The following is a 16,981-nucleotide window of genomic DNA, read 5'->3' on the forward strand; positions in this document are numbered from 1 at the left end:
TATTTAGCTAGCTGGAACTCAAGCCTGGATGCCATTGGCAGAATGGTGGTATAAGGGTGTACAATTTTCGTCAAGTAATTTATCCGCTTAATGAGGAGTTTCATGAACTCAACGGTAGCGCTGATATTACTGGCCGTGGCGATTGCAGTGATTGTAGGACTATGCATCTACGCATGGGGGTTACGCAAAGAGGTCAGTCGCCGAGAAGCTTATCGGCGCGATGAAGATGCTCGCGCTCAGCAAAACAGCTTAGAAAACCTTGATTATGTCGCCAGCGCACTGGTTCAGGAGCAGGTCGATATCACTGAGGGCGCTTGGCGCTGTAAGGTGCTTCTTGAAATCATTGATCCTAGCTTAACGGAACGAGCGGAATTTAAGGCATTTCTTGACCACCATAGTCGCACTAAACACCTGAATACGCATTCCGCACGTCAGCAATTGACCGCCCGAGAGCGTATGCAGGAGGACAAAGAGCGGTTGATGGTGGAAAATGATATGCGCGAAGCTGTACTCGAAGCCGCTCGGGCAGTGTTAAAGTGGCGTGCTCAAGGTAAAAATGCGTTGCATTAACTATTGGATTTTGGCGGTTTAAACCGCCAAAATGCATAGCAAACTAATTTTTAGTGCCCATCGCGGCATTTTTGCTATGCTGAGGGATGTCGGTATTGGCAAGAAGTTGATATCTTGGCATTGTTGCCTTCTAGCGCTTAGGCGTTAATGATAGGTACACCGTTCTGTATTGACTGGGTTCTAGGTAATGAGTACGTCGTCATTAGTACTGAGAGCTTGGTTCATTAACCAGTGGTTCAGAACAGGCGAAAAATGGATGCTCTCGCAAATAAGAAGCATTGGATAGATTTGGTCACTTATGACCATTTCAGCATTGGATCAAGAAGGAGTCTTGCATGAAAAAATCAACGACTGGGTTGCTAATCGGTTCCGCCCTGGTAGTCGGCCTCTCTGGCTGTGCCAGTTCGGCCTCACAATCTTCCGGCCAATCAAGCGCTAGCAGTGACCGTAGCTGGTATCAGCATCCTGCGGTATGTGGTTTGGCCGGCGGTTTAATTGGTGGCAGCATTGGCTACGCCACCAGCAGCAGTTCTGATGAAGAGAGCGGTGCTGCTACTGGTGCCGCTGCTGGTGCTGCTATCGGCGGTCTGCTATGTGCTGACCGTACGCCTGAGCCGGTTGCACCACAGTGCCCAAGCTATGGCGAAGTGCCTGCTGGTGTTGCTGTTGACGCTGAAGGTTGCCCGCTAGATTCTGACGGCGACGGCGTACCGGACTACCGTGATCAGTGCCCAGGCACACCTGCTGGCGTTGAAGTTAATGCCAATGGTTGCCCGCTTGACTCCGATAACGACGGCGTGCCGGACTACCGTGATCAGTGCCCGAATACACCAGCTGGCGTAGAAGTTAACGCACTTGGTTGCCCGGATAGCGTTGTTCTACAAGATGTTAACTTCGAGTTTGACTCTGCTCAATTGACTTCTAACGCTCAGAATGTCCTGAACGGTGTTGCTGAGCGTTTGGTTAGCAACCCTGATGTGCGTGTAAGCATCGAAGGACACACTGATTCACGCGGTTCTGATGAGTACAACAAAAACTTGTCACAAGAGCGTGCACAGTCTGTTGCATCTTACCTCGCTAGCCGTGGTGTAGAAGCCAACCGCATGCGTGCAGTAGGTTACGGTGAAGAGCAGCCGGTCGCGTCTAACGAGACTGAAGAAGGCCGCTTCCAGAACCGTCGCGTTGAATTGGACGAGTGGAACTAAGTTCACTTATCCTCTGAGGGTTGTTGATTGCCTATAAACGGCTAGCTGCAACCCACAGGTAAAGAAACGGGAGGCTTATGCCTCCCGTTTTTATTTTAAGCGGTAGGTAAGTCTGCTAGGCTTGCCGCTGCTTTATAGCGGTACACTTTGCACCTCCCAAGACCATTGATAGCGAAATGTGATCCTTGGTATGGATCACCACTGCGCTCAAGGAACCTGAATGCCTATTGTTACTCTGCCTGACGGCAGTCAAAGAACGTTTGAAGCACCGCTGACCATTATGCAGCTCGCAGAATCCATTGGCCCTGGTTTGGCTAAGGCCTGTATTGCTGGGAAAATCGATGGTGTGCTGGTAGATGCCGCTGACCTGATTGAACAAGACGCGAAAGTGGCCATTATTACCGCGCGTGACGATGAGGGTCTGGAAATTATCCGTCACTCCTGCGCCCATCTAATTGGTCATGCGGTCAAGCAGATGTACCCCGAGGCCAAAATGGCGATCGGGCCGGTCATTGATGACGGTTTTTACTACGATATCGAGTTTGGTCAATCTGTGACGCCGGAAGACCTGGAAGCGATAGAAAAGCGTATGCAGTCACTGATTGAGAGCGAGTACGATGTCGTACGCGAATACGTTAATCGCGATCAGGCAATGTTGACCTTCTTGCATCGTGATGAGCCGTACAAGCAGGAAATTGTTCGCGATATTCCCGATGACGCGAAAATCCGGCTTTATCATCACGAAGAGTACACTGACATGTGCCGCGGGCCGCACGTGCCGAATACCCGCCACCTAAAAGCGTTCAAGCTGACAAAGCTAGCCGGTGCCTATTGGCGTGGCGACGCTGCAAACACCATGCTAACGCGCATCTACGGCACCGCATGGGGCGATAAAAAGCAGCTTAAAGCGTATCTCAAGCGTCTTGAGGAAGCCGAGAAGCGCGACCATCGTAAGCTCGCCCGCAAGATGGACTTATTCCATATTCAAGAAGAAGCGCCGGGCATGGTGTTTTGGCACCCCAATGGCTGGACGATGTATCAGGCCTTGGAAGAGTACATGCGCAACATTCAGCGCGAGCATGGCTACCAGGAAATCAAAACGCCTCAGGTGGTTGACCTCTCTTTGTGGAAAAAATCCGGGCACTGGGGTCATTACAGTGATCTGATGTTCACCACTGAGTCTGAGAAGCGCGAATACGCGGTCAAACCCATGAACTGTCCTTGCCATGTGCAGGTATTTAATCAGGGGTTGAAAAGCTACCGTGATTTGCCACTGCGTTTAGCCGAGTTTGGTAGCTGCCATCGTAATGAACCTTCCGGCTCTCTGCATGGTCTGATGCGCGTGCGCGGCTTTACCCAGGATGATGCGCATATTTTCTGCACCGAAGGCCAAATACAGGCTGAGGCAGAAGATTTTATAGCGTTAACGCTGCAAGTTTATAAAACGCTCGGTTTCGAAGATGTTGAACTGAAGCTCTCAACGCGCCCGGACGACTTCCTTGGCGAAGCTGAAGTGTGGGATCAGGCCGAACAGGGGCTTGAGGCGGCATTGAATGCAACGGGCTTGGCGTGGGATCTACAGCCAGGTGAGGGGGCTTTTTATGGGCCTAAAATTGAATTTGCACTGCGCGATTGTCTGAATCGTGTCTGGCAGTGTGGTACCCTACAGCTCGATTTTAACTTGCCAGGGCGTTTAGGGGCACAGTACGTTGATGAAGATGGCGTACGTAAGACCCCGGTGATGCTTCACCGCGCGATTTTAGGCTCCTTCGAGCGTTTCTTGGGGATTCTGATTGAGCACTATGCGGGCGCTATGCCATTATGGCTTGCGCCACAGCAAGCGGTTGTCATGACCATCACCGATTCACAGCGCGAATATGCGCTTGATTTGGAGAAACGCCTGCAAAAAAGTGGCTTGCGTGCTAAAGCGGACTTGAGGAACGAGAAGATCGGCTTTAAAATCCGTGAGCATACGTTACAGAAAGTTCCCTATCTCCTTGTGGTGGGAGATAAGGAAGTCGAAGCTGACTCAGTGGCCGTGCGAACACGCAGCGGCGAAAACCTCGGTACAATGACGGTCGATGAATTTATTGAACGCCATACTGCCGAGAGAGCAGCCCTGGCGACATCGTCAATTGCCTAAGGAGACGGAACGATCAAGAGAAGCAACCAGCGCGGGCGTCCAGCAGACAAACGCCCACCAATGAACGAGCGAATTGTCGAAGAAGAAGTGCGTCTTATTGGTAGCGACGGTGAGCAGCTGGGCGTTGTGCCCACCACCGAAGCGCTAGAGCGTGCTGAATCTGAAAGCTTAGATCTCGTGCAAATTTCGAATGCCGATCCCATCGTCTGTAAGATTATGGATTACGGCAAGTTCGTTTTTGAGACCAAGAAGCAGAAAGCGGCTCAAAAGAAGAAGCAGAAGCAAATCCAGGTTAAGGAAGTTAAATTCCGTCCTGGCACCGATGAAGGCGATTATCAGGTAAAGCTTAAAAACCTGACGCGCTTTTTGGAAGGTGGTGACAAGGGCAAAGTCACACTGCGCTTCCGTGGTCGTGAAATGGCGCACCAGGATATCGGCCGTAAGCTGATGGAAAGGATCGCGGCAGACCTGGAAGAGATCGGAGTGGTAGAGGCCTTTCCTAAAATGGAAGGCCGCCAGATGATCATGATTATTGCCCCGAAAAAGAAGTGATCCAACGGCGATGTCAACGGGCCACCGTTAAACCGGTGGTCGGCCCTGGGTTTTCTAAAAAATATCGAGCGGAGTTTTCCTCATGCCGAAAATCAAAAGCAACAGCGGCGCTGCCAAGCGCTTCAAGAAGACTGCTAATGGCTTTAAGCACAAGCAGTCTCACCGTAGCCACATCTTGACCAAGAAATCGACCAAGCGTAAGCGTCAATTGCGTGGAATGAAGCAGATCCACGCGTCTGATAAAGCGCTCATCCAGCGTATGCTGCCGAATCTATAAGTCGGGTTTTCGTTTTTCTGAGTGCACAATTTTTTTGCCTCAGCCTTAAAGTCAGGAGTGTGTTATGACTCGAGTTAAACGTGGCGTAGTAGCGCGTCGTCGCCATAAAAAAGTATTGAAGCTTGCCAAAGGTTACTACGGTGCCCGTTCGCGTGTTTTCCGCGTTGCCAAGCAAGCCGTTATCAAAGCGGGCCAGTATGCTTACCGTGACCGTCGCAACCGTAAGCGCCAGTTCCGCGCGCTTTGGATCCAGCGTATTAACGCTGGTGCACGCGTAAACGGCATGTCTTACAGCCGTTTTGTAGGCGGTCTTAAGAAAGCCGGTATTGAAATCGACCGTAAAGTATTGGCCGATTTGGCGGTACACGAGAAGGCTGCATTTGCTGCCATCGTGGAAAAAGCCAAGGCTGCCCAATAAGGTAGTATGCACTGGGCGTATGCCCGTGTTACGTGCCTGAGGTCATTTCAGAGTGACCCATCCAGGGGAAGAGCAGCCGCTCTTCCCCTGTTTTTTTGTCACCTTCAACGTGCCACGCCATCTTCACGGATGGACACCGCTTAATTCGGAGTGAAACGGATGGATCACCTTCCTACTCTGGTATCTGAGGCGCGCGACGCCATTCAGGCTGCGCAGAGTGTCGCCGCACTAGACGAGTTACGAGTACGCTACTTAGGTAAGAAAGGTGAGGTAACTGCCTTGCTGAAAGGCCTGGGTAAGCTGTCAGCCGAAGAGCGCCCGGCGGCGGGCGAGCTTATTAATCAAGCCAAGCAAACGCTGGCCGACGAAATTGATGCCAAGCGCGAACAGCTTGAAAGTGCTGCGCTGAGTGCTCGTTTGGCCGCTGAAAGTATTGATGTCACCTTGCCGGGGCGTGGCCAGGCCGGTGGTGGGTTGCATCCCGTGACGCGTACCCTCGAGCGTATAGAGGGTCTGTTCACCCGTATTGGTTATGATGTGGCGATAGGGCCAGAGATTGAGGACGACTATCACAATTTTGAAGCCCTCAATATTCCCGCGCACCATCCCGCTCGTGGTATGGCGGATACGTTCTATTTTGATGCCACGCGCTTGCTGCGTACTCACACTTCGCCGGTGCAAGTGCGCACCATGAAGAGTAGCGAGCCGCCCATCCGTATCGTCTGCCCAGGGCGTGTTTATCGCAGTGACTCTGATCTGACCCACACGCCGATGTTTCATCAGGTTGAAGGGCTGTTGGTCGATGAGGGGGTTAGCTTTGCTGACCTTAAAGGTACCATCGAAGACTTTCTGCAGGCATTTTTCGAGCGCGACGATCTTTCGGTGCGTTTCCGACCCTCCTACTTCCCATTCACTGAGCCTTCCGCCGAAGTGGATATTCAGTGCGTGATGTGTAGCGGGGCTGGCTGTCGCGTCTGTTCCCATAGCGGCTGGCTGGAAGTAATGGGCTGCGGCATGGTGCATCCTGAGGTATTTCGTCACTCGGGCATTGATACCGAGCGCTATACCGGATTTGCCTTCGGAATGGGGGCTGAGCGTTTGGCAATGCTGCGCTACGGCGTGAATGATTTACGCCTGTTCTTTGAAAACGATCTGCGTTTTTTACGTCAATTCGCTTAAGACCGCCGCCGAATACAGGATCAACCATGAAATTTTCAGAACAGTGGCTGCGTGAGTGGGTTTCCCCGCAGCTTGAAACGCAGGCAATGGCCGACCAAATCACCATGGCGGGCTTGGAAGTTGACGCTGTTGAAGCGGTAGCCGCCGTCTTTAGCGGTGTGGTGGTGGCTGAGGTGCTGAGTAAAGAGAAGCATCCTGACGCCGATAAGCTAAATGTCTGCACCGTTAATGACGGTAGTGGCGAACCTGTTCAGGTTGTCTGCGGGGCGCCCAATGTCGATGTTGGCCAGAAAGTACCCTTTGCCCAGGTGGGTGGTGTGCTGCCGGGCGACTTTAAAATCAAAAAAGCCAAGCTGCGCGGCGTTGAGTCGCGGGGGATGATCTGTTCGGCCTCCGAGCTGGGGCTTGAAGAGGAGACGTCGCCTGGCATTCTGGTGCTGTCGGCTTCAGCTCCAGCGGGTGTCGACTTCCGAGCGTTTATGCATCTCAATGACATGACTATTGAGGTCGACCTGACGCCCAATCGCGGTGACTGCCTAAGTGTTAAAGGGCTGGCGCGTGAAGTCGGCGTACTCAATCGCTTGCCGGTTCGCGGTCCCGCAATAGCACCAGTGGCGGCGGAGGTTGAAGATAGCTTTGCGATAAGCATAGAGGCGCCMGAGCAGTGCCCACGCTATCTCGGTCGTGTCATCAAAGGCGTCAATGTTCAGGCTGAAGCACCCCTGTGGATGGTGGAGCGCTTGCGCCGCAGTGGCGTTCGCTCCATTGACCCCGTAGTGGATATTACCAATTACGTCATGCTGGAGTTGGGCCAGCCGATGCACGCCTTTGATCGTGACAACCTGCAAGGGGGGATGGTTGTGCGCATGGCCAAACCAGGTGAGCGGCTAACGCTGCTTGATGGTAATGACGTGGCGCTGCGTCCTGAAACGCTGGTGATTGCCGATCATTCCGGCCCGCTAGCCATGGCAGGGGTGATGGGGGGTGAAAACTCCGGCGTTAATAAAAATACCCAGACTATTTTCCTTGAATCAGCCTTCTTTACGCCGCTTGCCATTGCCGGGCAGGCGCGCTCTTACGGACTGCACACCGACGCATCGCATCGCTTTGAGCGCGGTGTTGATCCGCAGCTGACGCCAGTGGCCGTCGAGCGGGCCACACAGCTGTTGATTGAGATCTGCGGCGGTCAGGCTGGGCCTGTTGTGGAAGCACAAAGTGTCGAGCATATGCCCGTAGAGCGCGCGATTCTGTTGCGCAGTGCGCGTTTAGAGCAGGCGCTTTCCAAGGCCCTCGATAGCGATGATGTGACCGATATTTTGCAACGCCTAGGGCTTGATGTCAGCGTACAGGATGACGGTTGGGCAGTCACCGCGCCAAGCTGGCGTTTTGATCTAGCCATCGAAGAAGATCTTATCGAAGAAGTGGCGCGTATCCACGGCTACAATAATTTGCCGGTACGTCGCCCTGCGGCGCGCTTGGCGTTGCGCTCTGCCGATGAGGCAACGCTCACCCAGGCTCGCTTGCGCCGCCAAATGGTGGCCCGCGGTTTTCAGGAGGCGATTACCTACAGTTTTGTGGCGCCCGAGCTGCAAGCGGTCATGCTGCCTGATGCTGTAAGCCCAGCGCTCGCTAATCCTATCTCGGCTGATATGTCGGTGATGCGCGCTAGCCTGTTTCCCGGCTTGGTGCGTACCATGGRGTACAACCTTAACCGCCAGCAAGCCCGTGTTCGACTGTTTGAAACCGGTTTGGTCTTTAACGGCGAGCTGGATGCATTGTCACAAGTGCCGATGCTCGGCGCCCTGGTGTGTGGCCCAAGGGAAGCCGAGGGCTGGAGTGATGCTAAAGGCCGCGTCGACTTTTACGATCTAAAAGGTGATTTAGAAAGTGTCCTGGCCTTGGGTGGCGACGCTGACGCATGGCGCTTTGAGCCAGCTGAGCACCCAGCGCTTCATCCTGGTCAAAGTGCGCAGCTGCTGCACCATGGAGAGCCCGCTGGCTGGATTGGCACCCTGCATCCGCAAGTGCGCGCCAAGCTGGGCTTAAAAATGGATGCGGTGCTGTTTGAAGTGCGCCTGGATGCACTGAGTCAAGGTCGGATTCCTGCTTTTGAGCCGCTATCACGCTTCCCTGAGGTGCGCCGTGATCTAGCGTTTATACTCAAAGAGGCGACACCTGTGCAGGCGCTACTGGATTGTGCCAAGCAACAAGCAGGCGAATATCTGCAGGATATTAAGCTTTTTGATGTTTATGTCGGTAAAGGTGTCGCCGAAGGGTGCAAGAGTATTGCATTGGGCTTGACCTGGCAGCATCCATCGCGCACGCTAAACGACGAAGAAATCAATCAGTTGGTCGATTCGATTGTCACACAAGTGCGTGTCAAGCTGGATGCGGAGCTGCGCGGCTAAGTTAGTAGTATAGGTAAGTACTATAATTAGTACCTACGTACCTGGGCCACGCCACGATGCTTATCACGTTCTTGGCAATGCGTTTGCCACTGTATGTTGACTACAGGGCGTTTGTTGCTGTGTTTGCTGCAAGGATAAGGAGAAGCCTTATGGGTGCGTTGACCAAAGCAGAGCTAGCTGAACATTTGCATGCGGAGCTAGCGTTGTCTAAACGAGAAGCGAAGGCCATGGTCGAAGCTTTTTTTGAAGAGATTCGAGCCTGTCTACGTGAAAACGAACAGGTTAAGCTGTCGGGGTTTGGTAACTTTGATCTGCGTGATAAGCGCGAGCGACCAGGACGTAACCCCAAAACCGGGGAAGAAATACCTATTTCTGCTCGTCGAGTCGTAACGTTTCGTCCAGGCCAAAAGCTCAAACAGCAGGTCGAACACTATGTAGGCGGTGAGTAGTCTATTAGTCTATGAGGTGCTATTGATTCCAAGGTGGTGGGTTGTGCTCATCGCCACCAATGCTCATAGCTAATCAGACTCATGCTTTGTAAAAGGAGTGCCTTCGGGCGCTCCTTTTCTTCTTGTGATGAGCGTTGGGGTCAGAACGCCTTTGTAGTGTGAGTTCATTGATGCCCTTAAATGCCACCACTTTCAATCAGCCAAGTAATCACCACTTTAATGACGTAGCCCAGCATGCCAGCGCCCAGCACCACAAACAGCATGATGGTGCCAAACTTGCCAGCGTTCGACTTTTTAGCCAGATCCCAAATAATAAAACACATAAATATGATTAAACCGCCAATCATTAGCGGGGTGATCCAAGCCTCGAAGGTTTGCTGCATAGCCACTCCTGTGTGCTGCGTGTGAGTCACCCGTTGCGGGTGATGTGTCTCATTCTAACCAGCCATGTTAATATTTGAGCAAATTCATCGGGTATTTGTCGACTTGACGGTTGGCACTGTGACACTTTGACAGGGGAGTGACGATGCCGAAGCTGAATATTTTGGTGGGCACCATGTATGGCGGTGCCTTAGATGTGGCAGAGCAGGTGAAACCCCTATTTGAGCAGGCGGGTTACGCTGTGGCGATTCTTGAACAGCCTGCTGTCGATGATATTGTCGGTGGCGATGCTGACTTGGTGCTGTTTTGTGTGTCGACCACGGGCAGCGGCGATTTTCCCGGCGGTTTCGTGCCCTTTGTACGCAATTTGCGCGATCAAAGCCCCTCGCTTACCTCGCTTCGTTACGGGCTCATCGCGCTGGGTGACAGCTCTTATGGCGATACCTTCTGTGGCGCAGGTCGCGCGCTTGACGAACTGCTGGCGGACCACGGTGCGACCCGGTTAGGTGAGCGCCTAGAGATTGATGCCATGGAAACCTTTATGGCCGACGATGCTGCCGTGCCCTGGGTGGAAGAGTGGATCGTTGCCCAGCAATTAGAGGTAGCTTAAGCGATGCAGCGAGCGCCTACTTCACCTGAGCGCATTAGCGTTGCGCTGGGCTTGTGTATCGTTATGCTGGCGACGCTGCCTCGCTACGTTGCGGGCGGGCATGAAACCCGCCAGACGCTGATTATCATTGCTCTGGCGCTGGTTGCCTTTGTAGCCGTTATACAGTGGCGCTTATTGGCCTTAGAGGCGCGTAGGCGGTTGCCACAACTGTGCAAACGGTTAGTGGTCATGCTGCTGCTAGGAATGGTTGTCATGGGTGGTTGGCACGCGCTGTTTACGGACTGGATTAGCTGGCAGGTATTCATCTCCCACGGGGCAACCCTTGGCGTGCTGATGCATGCGCTAAGCCTATGGTGGTCAGGTGAGCGTCAAGCTGGCTAGGATTTTTCTGCAGCGATTGAAAAAGTCGCTGCAAGACGCACAAAACAGTAGAATGGCAACAGTAATGCAGTGTGGGGGCCAATAATGAAGCCAAACACACCCTAAAACGGTTAATTGCTCGCTTATTGCCTTGTTTTTATAATCACTGCCCCCATGTTGCGAGCATGGTGCTTGCCACTATGCGTTGGGGTTCTTAAAATTGCCCCTTTGATCTTTTTAGACGCAATCAGCACAATTACATGCAATCAACACAACGCCCAGCCGTTAGAGGACAATTCATGCAAGTTTCTGTCGAGACGACCTCCCAGATCGAACGCCGCATTACCATTCAGGTGCCGGCTGCCGAAATTGACGAGGCCGTTAGCGCTCGCTTGAAAGACACCGCGAAGAATGTTCGCTTGAATGGTTTTCGCCAGGGCCGGGTGCCAATGGCAGTAGTCCAGCAGCGCTACGGCCAAGACGTACGTAACGAGGTGGTCAGCGAAGTAATGCGCGAGCGATACGTGCGCGCTATTACCGAAGAAGGCCTAAACCCGGCTGGCTTCCCGCAAATTGAACCTTCCGTTAACGAATCAGGCAAAGACCTTGAGTTCGTGGCGGTCATGGAAATCTACCCGCAGGTTGAGCTGACCTCCATCGAAGGGACTGAGGKTGAACGCCCGGTGGTTTCCGTCAGCGATGCTGATGTCGACGAAATGATCGATACGCTGCGTAAGCAAAACGCCGGCTGGGAAGAAGTAGACGCTGCTGCAGCCGACGGTGACCAAGTCGCTATCGACTTCCAGGGCTACATCGGTGATGAGCCGTTTGAAGGCGGTAGCGCCGAAGGCCACACGCTGGTCATTGGCTCCAATAGCTTTATTCCTGGTTTTGAAGAGCAGTTGATTGGCGCTAAGGCGGGCGAAGAGAAAACGCTGAACGTCACTTTCCCGGCAGATTACCAAGCCGAGCATTTGGCCGGTAAAGACGCCACCTTTAAAGTCACGGTGCATAAAGTCAGCAGCCAGAAGCTACCCGAAGTCGACGCTGAGTTCATTGAGCGCTTTGGTGTTGAAGGCGGCGACCAGGAAAAATTCCGCGCTGAAATCAAGAAAAACATGACCCGTGAGGCGTCACAAGCCGTTGATAATCGGGTTAAGCAGCAAGTGCTTGATGCGCTGAAAAAGGTTAACGAAATTCCTGTGCCTAGCGCCCTGGTTCAGCAAGAGACAGATGGCATGAAGCGCCAAGCGGCGCAGCAATTTGGTCTGGGCGAAGATTTTGATGTCAGCCAGTTGCCCAACGAACTGTTCGAAGAGCAGGCCAAAGGCCGCGTTCAGGTTGGTCTATTGCTAGCTGAAGTAATCAAAGCTAACGAACTCGATGCTGACGATGACGCTATCAAAGCTAAAGTGACCGAGTTGGCTGAGCAGTACCAGGATCCTGATGAAGTGGTCAGCTACTACATGGGTAATGAAGAGCTGAAAACCCAGGTTAAATCTGCCATTCTCGAAGAGAAAGCGGTTGCTAAGCTACTTGAGCAAACGAACATTAAAGACGTTGAAATGTCTTACCAGCAAGCCCTTGCTGCTGCGCAACAGCAGGCAGAGCAAGGTGAGGGTGCTGAAGAAGGCGAGCAAGCTAGCGCCTAACACCTTGGAACGTGGCGCACCTTTATGTCGGTGCGCCTTTCCCTTCCCGGACGCAAGGAATCACCTGAATGAGTGAGTTTGATATTCAAAACGCCGGTGGTCTAGTACCCATGGTGGTTGAGCAGAGCGCCAAAGGGGAAAGAGCCTACGACATTTACTCACGCCTTTTAAAAGAGCGTGTGATCTTTTTGGTAGGCCCTGTAGAAGACTACATGGCTAATCTGGTTGTCGCCCAATTGCTGTTTCTGGAGTCGGAAAACCCCGATAAAGATATTCACCTGTATATCAACTCGCCGGGTGGGTCGGTCACCGCGGGTATGTCGATTTACGACACGATGCAGTTTGTGAAACCAGATGTCTCTACAGTGTGTATTGGCCAGGCGGCCAGCATGGGCGCGCTGTTGTTGACAGCAGGCGCGGCTGGTAAGCGCTACTGCTTGCCTAACTCGCGGGTGATGATTCACCAGCCGCTGGGCGGTTATCAGGGGCAAGCGTCTGACATCGAAATTCATACCCGTGAAATTCTGGGTATTCGTGAGAAACTGAATCAAATTCTTGCCCATCATACGGGGCAGGATATTGAAGACGTTTCGCGTGATACCGACCGGGATAATTTTATGAGCGCCAATAAAGCCAAAGAGTATGGTTTGATTGATGCAGTGCTGGATAAGCGGCCTACATCCTGATAGCGTGATAGGATTCTGCTTTTCTAACGAGCTTTTCCGGCGGCGAAAGCCGCCGCAGTGATAGAGGTATGCGAATGGCCGACGGCAAAGGCAAGGACGAAGGTGGCAAACTGCTCTACTGCTCGTTTTGTGGCAAAAATCAAAACGAAGTGCGTAAGCTGATTGCGGGCCCGTCCGTTTATATCTGCGATGAGTGTGTCGACTTATGTAATGACATCATTCGCGAGGAAGTTCTCGAAGCCGATGCCGAGAGCGATGAGGAGCGTTTACCTACGCCTCGCGAAATACGTCATACGCTTGATGATTATGTTATCGGACAGGATCGCGCCAAAATGGTGCTTTCCGTAGCGGTGTATAATCACTACAAGCGTCTGAAAACAGATGTACGTGACGGCGATGTAGAACTAGGTAAATCAAACATTCTGCTGATTGGTCCCACTGGTAGCGGTAAAACGCTGCTGGCGGAAACAATGGCACGGCTACTGAATGTACCTTTTACCATTGCGGACGCAACCACGCTGACGGAAGCCGGCTATGTCGGTGAAGATGTTGAAAACATCATCCAGAAGCTGTTGCAGAAGTGTGATTACGACGTCGAGAAAGCCGAGCGCGGTATCGTCTATATCGATGAAATCGATAAGATTTCACGCAAATCGGATAACCCTTCAATCACTCGCGATGTGTCGGGTGAAGGTGTTCAGCAAGCATTGCTGAAGCTGATTGAAGGCACGACAGCTTCTGTGCCGCCTCAGGGCGGACGCAAACATCCGCAGCAGGAGTTTGTCCAAGTTAATACGGGCAATATTCTGTTCATCGTCGGCGGTGCTTTTGCGGGGCTGGATAAAGTTATTCGCGATCGCGCTGAGAAGGGCGGCATCGGTTTCAACGCGGCGGTAAAAAGCAAGGAGTCCTCCCGCGGGGTGGGTGAGCTGTTGGCCGACGTAGAGCCTGATGATCTGGTTAAATTTGGTTTGATTCCAGAGTTTGTGGGTCGCTTGCCGATCATCGCGACGTTGATGGAACTCACCGAAGATGCCCTGGTGCAGATTCTTACCGAGCCCAAAAACTCGCTGGTTAAGCAGTATGCCAAGCTGTTTGAGATGGAAGACGTAACGCTTGAGTTCAGAGATGAAGCGTTACGTGCGGTGGCTGAAAAAGCCATGGAGCGTAAGACAGGTGCTCGCGGGCTGCGCTCTATCTTAGAGTCGGTGTTACTGGATACCATGTACGAAATTCCATCACTTGACGGCGTCAGTAAGGTCGTTATCGACGCTTCAGTTATCGCTGGAGAAAGTGAGCCACTGTTGATCTACTCTCAGCAGGAAGAAGCACGTGTCGACGGCACTGATGGTTAGTGGTTAGTCGAGTATTGCGGCCCAGCTTCAACCGCTTACGCTAAACCAAGGGGTCGCCTAGGCGACCCCTTGTTCTTGCAGAGTTATTGCAGAGCTATGGTGTAGAGAGTTCTGGTGTAGAAGACTCTTATAAAGCGTGTGATGAAATCTAGCGATCTAGCTAGAGAGCTACAAAGCCTAATTCGTGAAGTGTTACTGCCTAGCCGATTCAATGTTAACGTTTTTAAACGTCAGCATTTTGAAAAGTGTGCAGTACTTTTCCAAGTACTCCTTTAAGTACTCATCCGATTTGTCGAGGAACGTCTGCGATGCAGCAGAACGCCGAACAGACACAATGTCTACCCCTGTTACCATTGCGCGATGTGGTTGTTTATCCGCAAATGGTCATCCCCCTTTTTGTAGGTCGTGAAAAGTCTATCCAGGCGCTCGAAGCGGCGATGGAGGCTGATAAGCGTGTGCTACTGGTGGCTCAGCGTGAAGCGTCTCAAGATGAGCCTGACAACGCGGATCTTTACGCAATGGGCACCGTGGCCGATATCATGCAACTACTTAAGTTGCCTGATGGTACGGTCAAAGTCCTTATTGAGGGCAATTTCCGGGCGGATGTTCTGAGTGTGGAAGAGAACGCCGCAGGCTACACTCAAGCCCATTTAACGCCCCGGGAGAGTGAGCCGCTTACCAGCCGTGAGCAGGAAGCGCTGGTTCGCGTGCTACTCAACCAGTTCGAGCAGTACGTTAAGCTCTCCAAAAAAGTCCCCAACGAAGTGCTTAATTCGTTGTCGGGGATTGAAGATCCAAGCCGTTTGGTGGACACCATTTGTGCCCATCTGTCGCTTAAGATTGGCGACAAACAAGAGCTGCTTGAGATGGATCGCGTGCGCGATCGTATTGAGCACCTGATGGCGCTGATTGAGTCAGAAATCGACCTGCTTCAGGTAGAGAAGCGCATCCGCTCGCGGGTTAAAGAGCAGATGGAGAAGACTCAGCGCGAGTACTATCTCAACGAGCAAATGAAAGCCATCCAGAAAGAGATGGGTGAGCTGGATAATGTGCCCAATGAGGCCGAGAAGTACGAGCTGGCGATTAAAGAGTCCGGTATGCCGAAGGAGGCGTCTGAGAAAGCCACGCAAGAGCTCAACAAGCTCAAAATGATGGCCTCAAACTCCGCCGAAGCAACCGTGGTGCGCTCTTACCTGGATTGGTTAGTCGCTGTTCCATGGAAAAAGCGTACCCGCGTCAAACATGATCTTGTCAAAGCGCAGCAGGTGCTGGATGAAGATCATTACGGGCTGGAAGAGGTTAAAGCGCGCATCCTGGAATATCTTGCCGTGCAGAAGCGCGTGCGCAAGATGAAGGGCCCTGTGCTGTGCCTCGTCGGGCCGCCTGGGGTGGGCAAGACGKCGCTTGGCCAGTCCATCGCCCGTGCCACCAATCGTAAATATGTGCGTTTGGCGCTGGGTGGTGTTCGTGATGAGTCGGAAATTCGTGGTCATAGGCGTACCTATATTGGCTCGCTGCCGGGTAAGTTAATGCAGCGGATGAGCCGGGCTGGGGTTAAAAACCCACTGTTCCTGTTGGATGAGGTCGACAAGCTAGGCATGGATCACCGCGGTGACCCGGCGTCTGCACTGCTCGAAGTGCTCGATCCCGAGCAGAACAACAGCTTCAGCGATCACTACCTTGAGCTTGACTACGATCTCTCCGAGACGCTGTTCATCTGTACCGCTAACTCGATGAATATTCCCAGCGCCTTGCTTGACCGTATGGAGATTATTCGTCTGCCGGGTTACACCGAAGATGAGAAGTTGGCTATCGCTAAGCGCTACTTATTACCCAAGCAACTAGCCGCGAACGGTTTAAAAGGCGATGAGTTAACGCTGGAAGACAGCGCGCTTTTAGAGCTTATTCGCTACTATACCCGCGAAGCGGGTGTGCGTGAGCTGGAGCGGCAGATTGCCAAAGTGTCGCGCAAGGTGTTGCGTGAGCGGCTTGAGAAAGAGCGTGACCCGCAAGCCGCCCAAGCGGGGCAGAGCTTAACGGCTGAGCAAATTGAGCACTACGCGGGCGTGCGCCGCTACAGTTATGGCTTGGCGGAACAGGACGACCAGATCGGCCGAGTAACAGGGCTTGCCTGGACATCGGTGGGTGGTGAGCTGCTCAACATCGAGTCAGTGGTGACGCCGGGTAAAGGGCGGATCAACAAGACCGGATCGCTGGGCGATGTGATGAAAGAGTCAGTGAGTGCCGCCCACACAGTGGTGCGCGCCAGGGCTGAAACTTATGGCATTGATCCCGAGCGGTTTGAAAAAGAGGATCTGCATATCCACGTGCCGGAAGGGGCAACGCCGAAAGATGGCCCCAGTGCGGGTATTGCCATGGTGACGGCGATCGTTTCCGCTTACACCCAGCGTGCGGTACGCTGTGATGTGGCAATGACCGGTGAAGTCAATCTGCGCGGAGAAGTATTGCCGATTGGAGGGTTGAAGGAGAAATTGCTGGCAGCTCGCCGCGGTGGTATAAAGACAGTGCTAATTCCTGAAGAAAACCGTCGTGATCTCAAGGAAGTACCTGACAATATCAAAGGTGCATTGGATATTCGTCCGGTACGCTGGATAGATGATGTCTTAGCCGTAGCGCTAGCTGATAAGGTAGAAGACGGTGCGCCATTGAAAAGCACCGAAGCATCGTTTAGTAATACCGTTGTTGCTAGTACCCATTAAGCTGTTAAAGTCCTCG

The 16,981-nt window shown here is 52.7% G+C and carries 16 protein-coding genes; 15 read left to right on the plus strand and 1 reads right to left on the minus strand.

The features are described 5' to 3' along the window. Positions 1–102 precede the first annotated feature (102 nt). The 9 genes from HALO_RS11435 (at position 103) to HALO_RS11475 (ending at position 9,201) form a co-directional block, all read left to right on the plus strand. A complete protein-coding gene (locus HALO_RS11435; RefSeq protein WP_035579544.1) occupies positions 103–570 on the plus strand; it encodes a DUF2489 domain-containing protein in 468 nt (155 codons plus the stop codon). Between the two features lie 335 nt (positions 571–905). Next, complete coding sequence (locus tag HALO_RS11440) at positions 906–1,775, plus strand: OmpA family protein (protein ID WP_035579542.1); 870 nt, start codon at positions 906–908, stop codon at positions 1,773–1,775. A gap of 220 nt (positions 1,776–1,995) precedes the next feature. Then, entirely contained in the window at positions 1,996–3,918 is a 1,923-nt protein-coding gene (gene thrS / locus HALO_RS11445; RefSeq protein WP_035579540.1) for a threonine--tRNA ligase, read from the plus strand. A gap of 60 nt (positions 3,919–3,978) precedes the next feature. Next, positions 3,979–4,470, plus strand: coding sequence for a translation initiation factor IF-3 (infC, locus tag HALO_RS11450; protein WP_009287797.1), 492 nt, complete (start codon positions 3,979–3,981; stop codon positions 4,468–4,470). A gap of 82 nt (positions 4,471–4,552) precedes the next feature. After that, positions 4,553–4,747 (plus strand): 50S ribosomal protein L35, encoded by a 195-nt coding sequence (gene rpmI / locus HALO_RS11455; RefSeq protein ID WP_027959586.1) that lies wholly within the window; start codon positions 4,553–4,555, stop codon positions 4,745–4,747. Between the two features lie 64 nt (positions 4,748–4,811). Next, positions 4,812–5,165 (plus strand): 50S ribosomal protein L20, encoded by a 354-nt coding sequence (gene rplT, locus HALO_RS11460; RefSeq protein ID WP_007114344.1) that lies wholly within the window; start codon positions 4,812–4,814, stop codon positions 5,163–5,165. 159 nt (positions 5,166–5,324) lie between these two features. Next, positions 5,325–6,344, plus strand: a complete 1,020-nt coding sequence (gene pheS, locus HALO_RS11465) for a phenylalanine--tRNA ligase subunit alpha (protein WP_050713440.1) — start codon at positions 5,325–5,327, stop codon at positions 6,342–6,344. A gap of 26 nt (positions 6,345–6,370) precedes the next feature. Beyond that, positions 6,371–8,752, plus strand: coding sequence for a phenylalanine--tRNA ligase subunit beta (gene pheT, locus HALO_RS11470; RefSeq protein WP_050713441.1), 2,382 nt, complete (start codon positions 6,371–6,373; stop codon positions 8,750–8,752). A gap of 149 nt (positions 8,753–8,901) precedes the next feature. After that, on the plus strand, positions 8,902–9,201 hold the full coding sequence (locus HALO_RS11475; protein ID WP_035579533.1) for an integration host factor subunit alpha: 300 nt from the start codon (positions 8,902–8,904) through the stop codon (positions 9,199–9,201). Positions 9,202–9,377: 176 nt separating this feature from the next. On the opposite strand, the gene HALO_RS11480 is transcribed toward HALO_RS11475, so the two are convergent. Continuing rightward, entirely contained in the window at positions 9,378–9,584 is a 207-nt protein-coding gene (locus HALO_RS11480; RefSeq protein ID WP_035579531.1) for a DUF2788 domain-containing protein, read from the minus strand. 143 nt (positions 9,585–9,727) lie between these two features. On the opposite strand from HALO_RS11480, the gene HALO_RS11485 reads away from it, so the two are divergent. The 6 genes from HALO_RS11485 (at position 9,728) to lon (ending at position 16,965) form a co-directional block, all read left to right on the plus strand. Next, entirely contained in the window at positions 9,728–10,192 is a 465-nt protein-coding gene (locus tag HALO_RS11485; protein ID WP_035579530.1) for a flavodoxin, read from the plus strand. A gap of 3 nt (positions 10,193–10,195) precedes the next feature. After that, positions 10,196–10,573, plus strand: a complete 378-nt coding sequence (locus tag HALO_RS11490) for a hypothetical protein (protein ID WP_035579528.1) — start codon at positions 10,196–10,198, stop codon at positions 10,571–10,573. Between the two features lie 278 nt (positions 10,574–10,851). Further along, positions 10,852–12,204 (plus strand): trigger factor, encoded by a 1,353-nt coding sequence (gene tig, locus HALO_RS11495; RefSeq protein ID WP_050713442.1) that lies wholly within the window; start codon positions 10,852–10,854, stop codon positions 12,202–12,204. 68 nt (positions 12,205–12,272) lie between these two features. Then, complete coding sequence (clpP, locus tag HALO_RS11500; protein ID WP_035579525.1) at positions 12,273–12,890, plus strand: ATP-dependent Clp endopeptidase proteolytic subunit ClpP; 618 nt, start codon at positions 12,273–12,275, stop codon at positions 12,888–12,890. A 74-nt stretch (positions 12,891–12,964) separates the two neighbouring features. After that, positions 12,965–14,245 (plus strand): ATP-dependent Clp protease ATP-binding subunit ClpX, encoded by a 1,281-nt coding sequence (clpX, locus tag HALO_RS11505; protein WP_035579522.1) that lies wholly within the window; start codon positions 12,965–12,967, stop codon positions 14,243–14,245. 308 nt (positions 14,246–14,553) lie between these two features. Beyond that, positions 14,554–16,965 carry an endopeptidase La gene (gene lon / locus HALO_RS11510; protein ID WP_050713443.1) on the plus strand — a complete coding sequence of 804 codons (2,412 nt, stop codon included), beginning with the start codon at positions 14,554–14,556 and terminating at the stop codon, positions 16,963–16,965. The last annotated feature ends 16 nt before the right edge of the window (positions 16,966–16,981 follow it).

Source organism: Halomonas sp. R57-5 (genome assembly GCF_900070345.1).
GTDB classification, from domain to species: domain Bacteria; phylum Pseudomonadota; class Gammaproteobacteria; order Pseudomonadales; family Halomonadaceae; genus Vreelandella; species Vreelandella ventosae_B.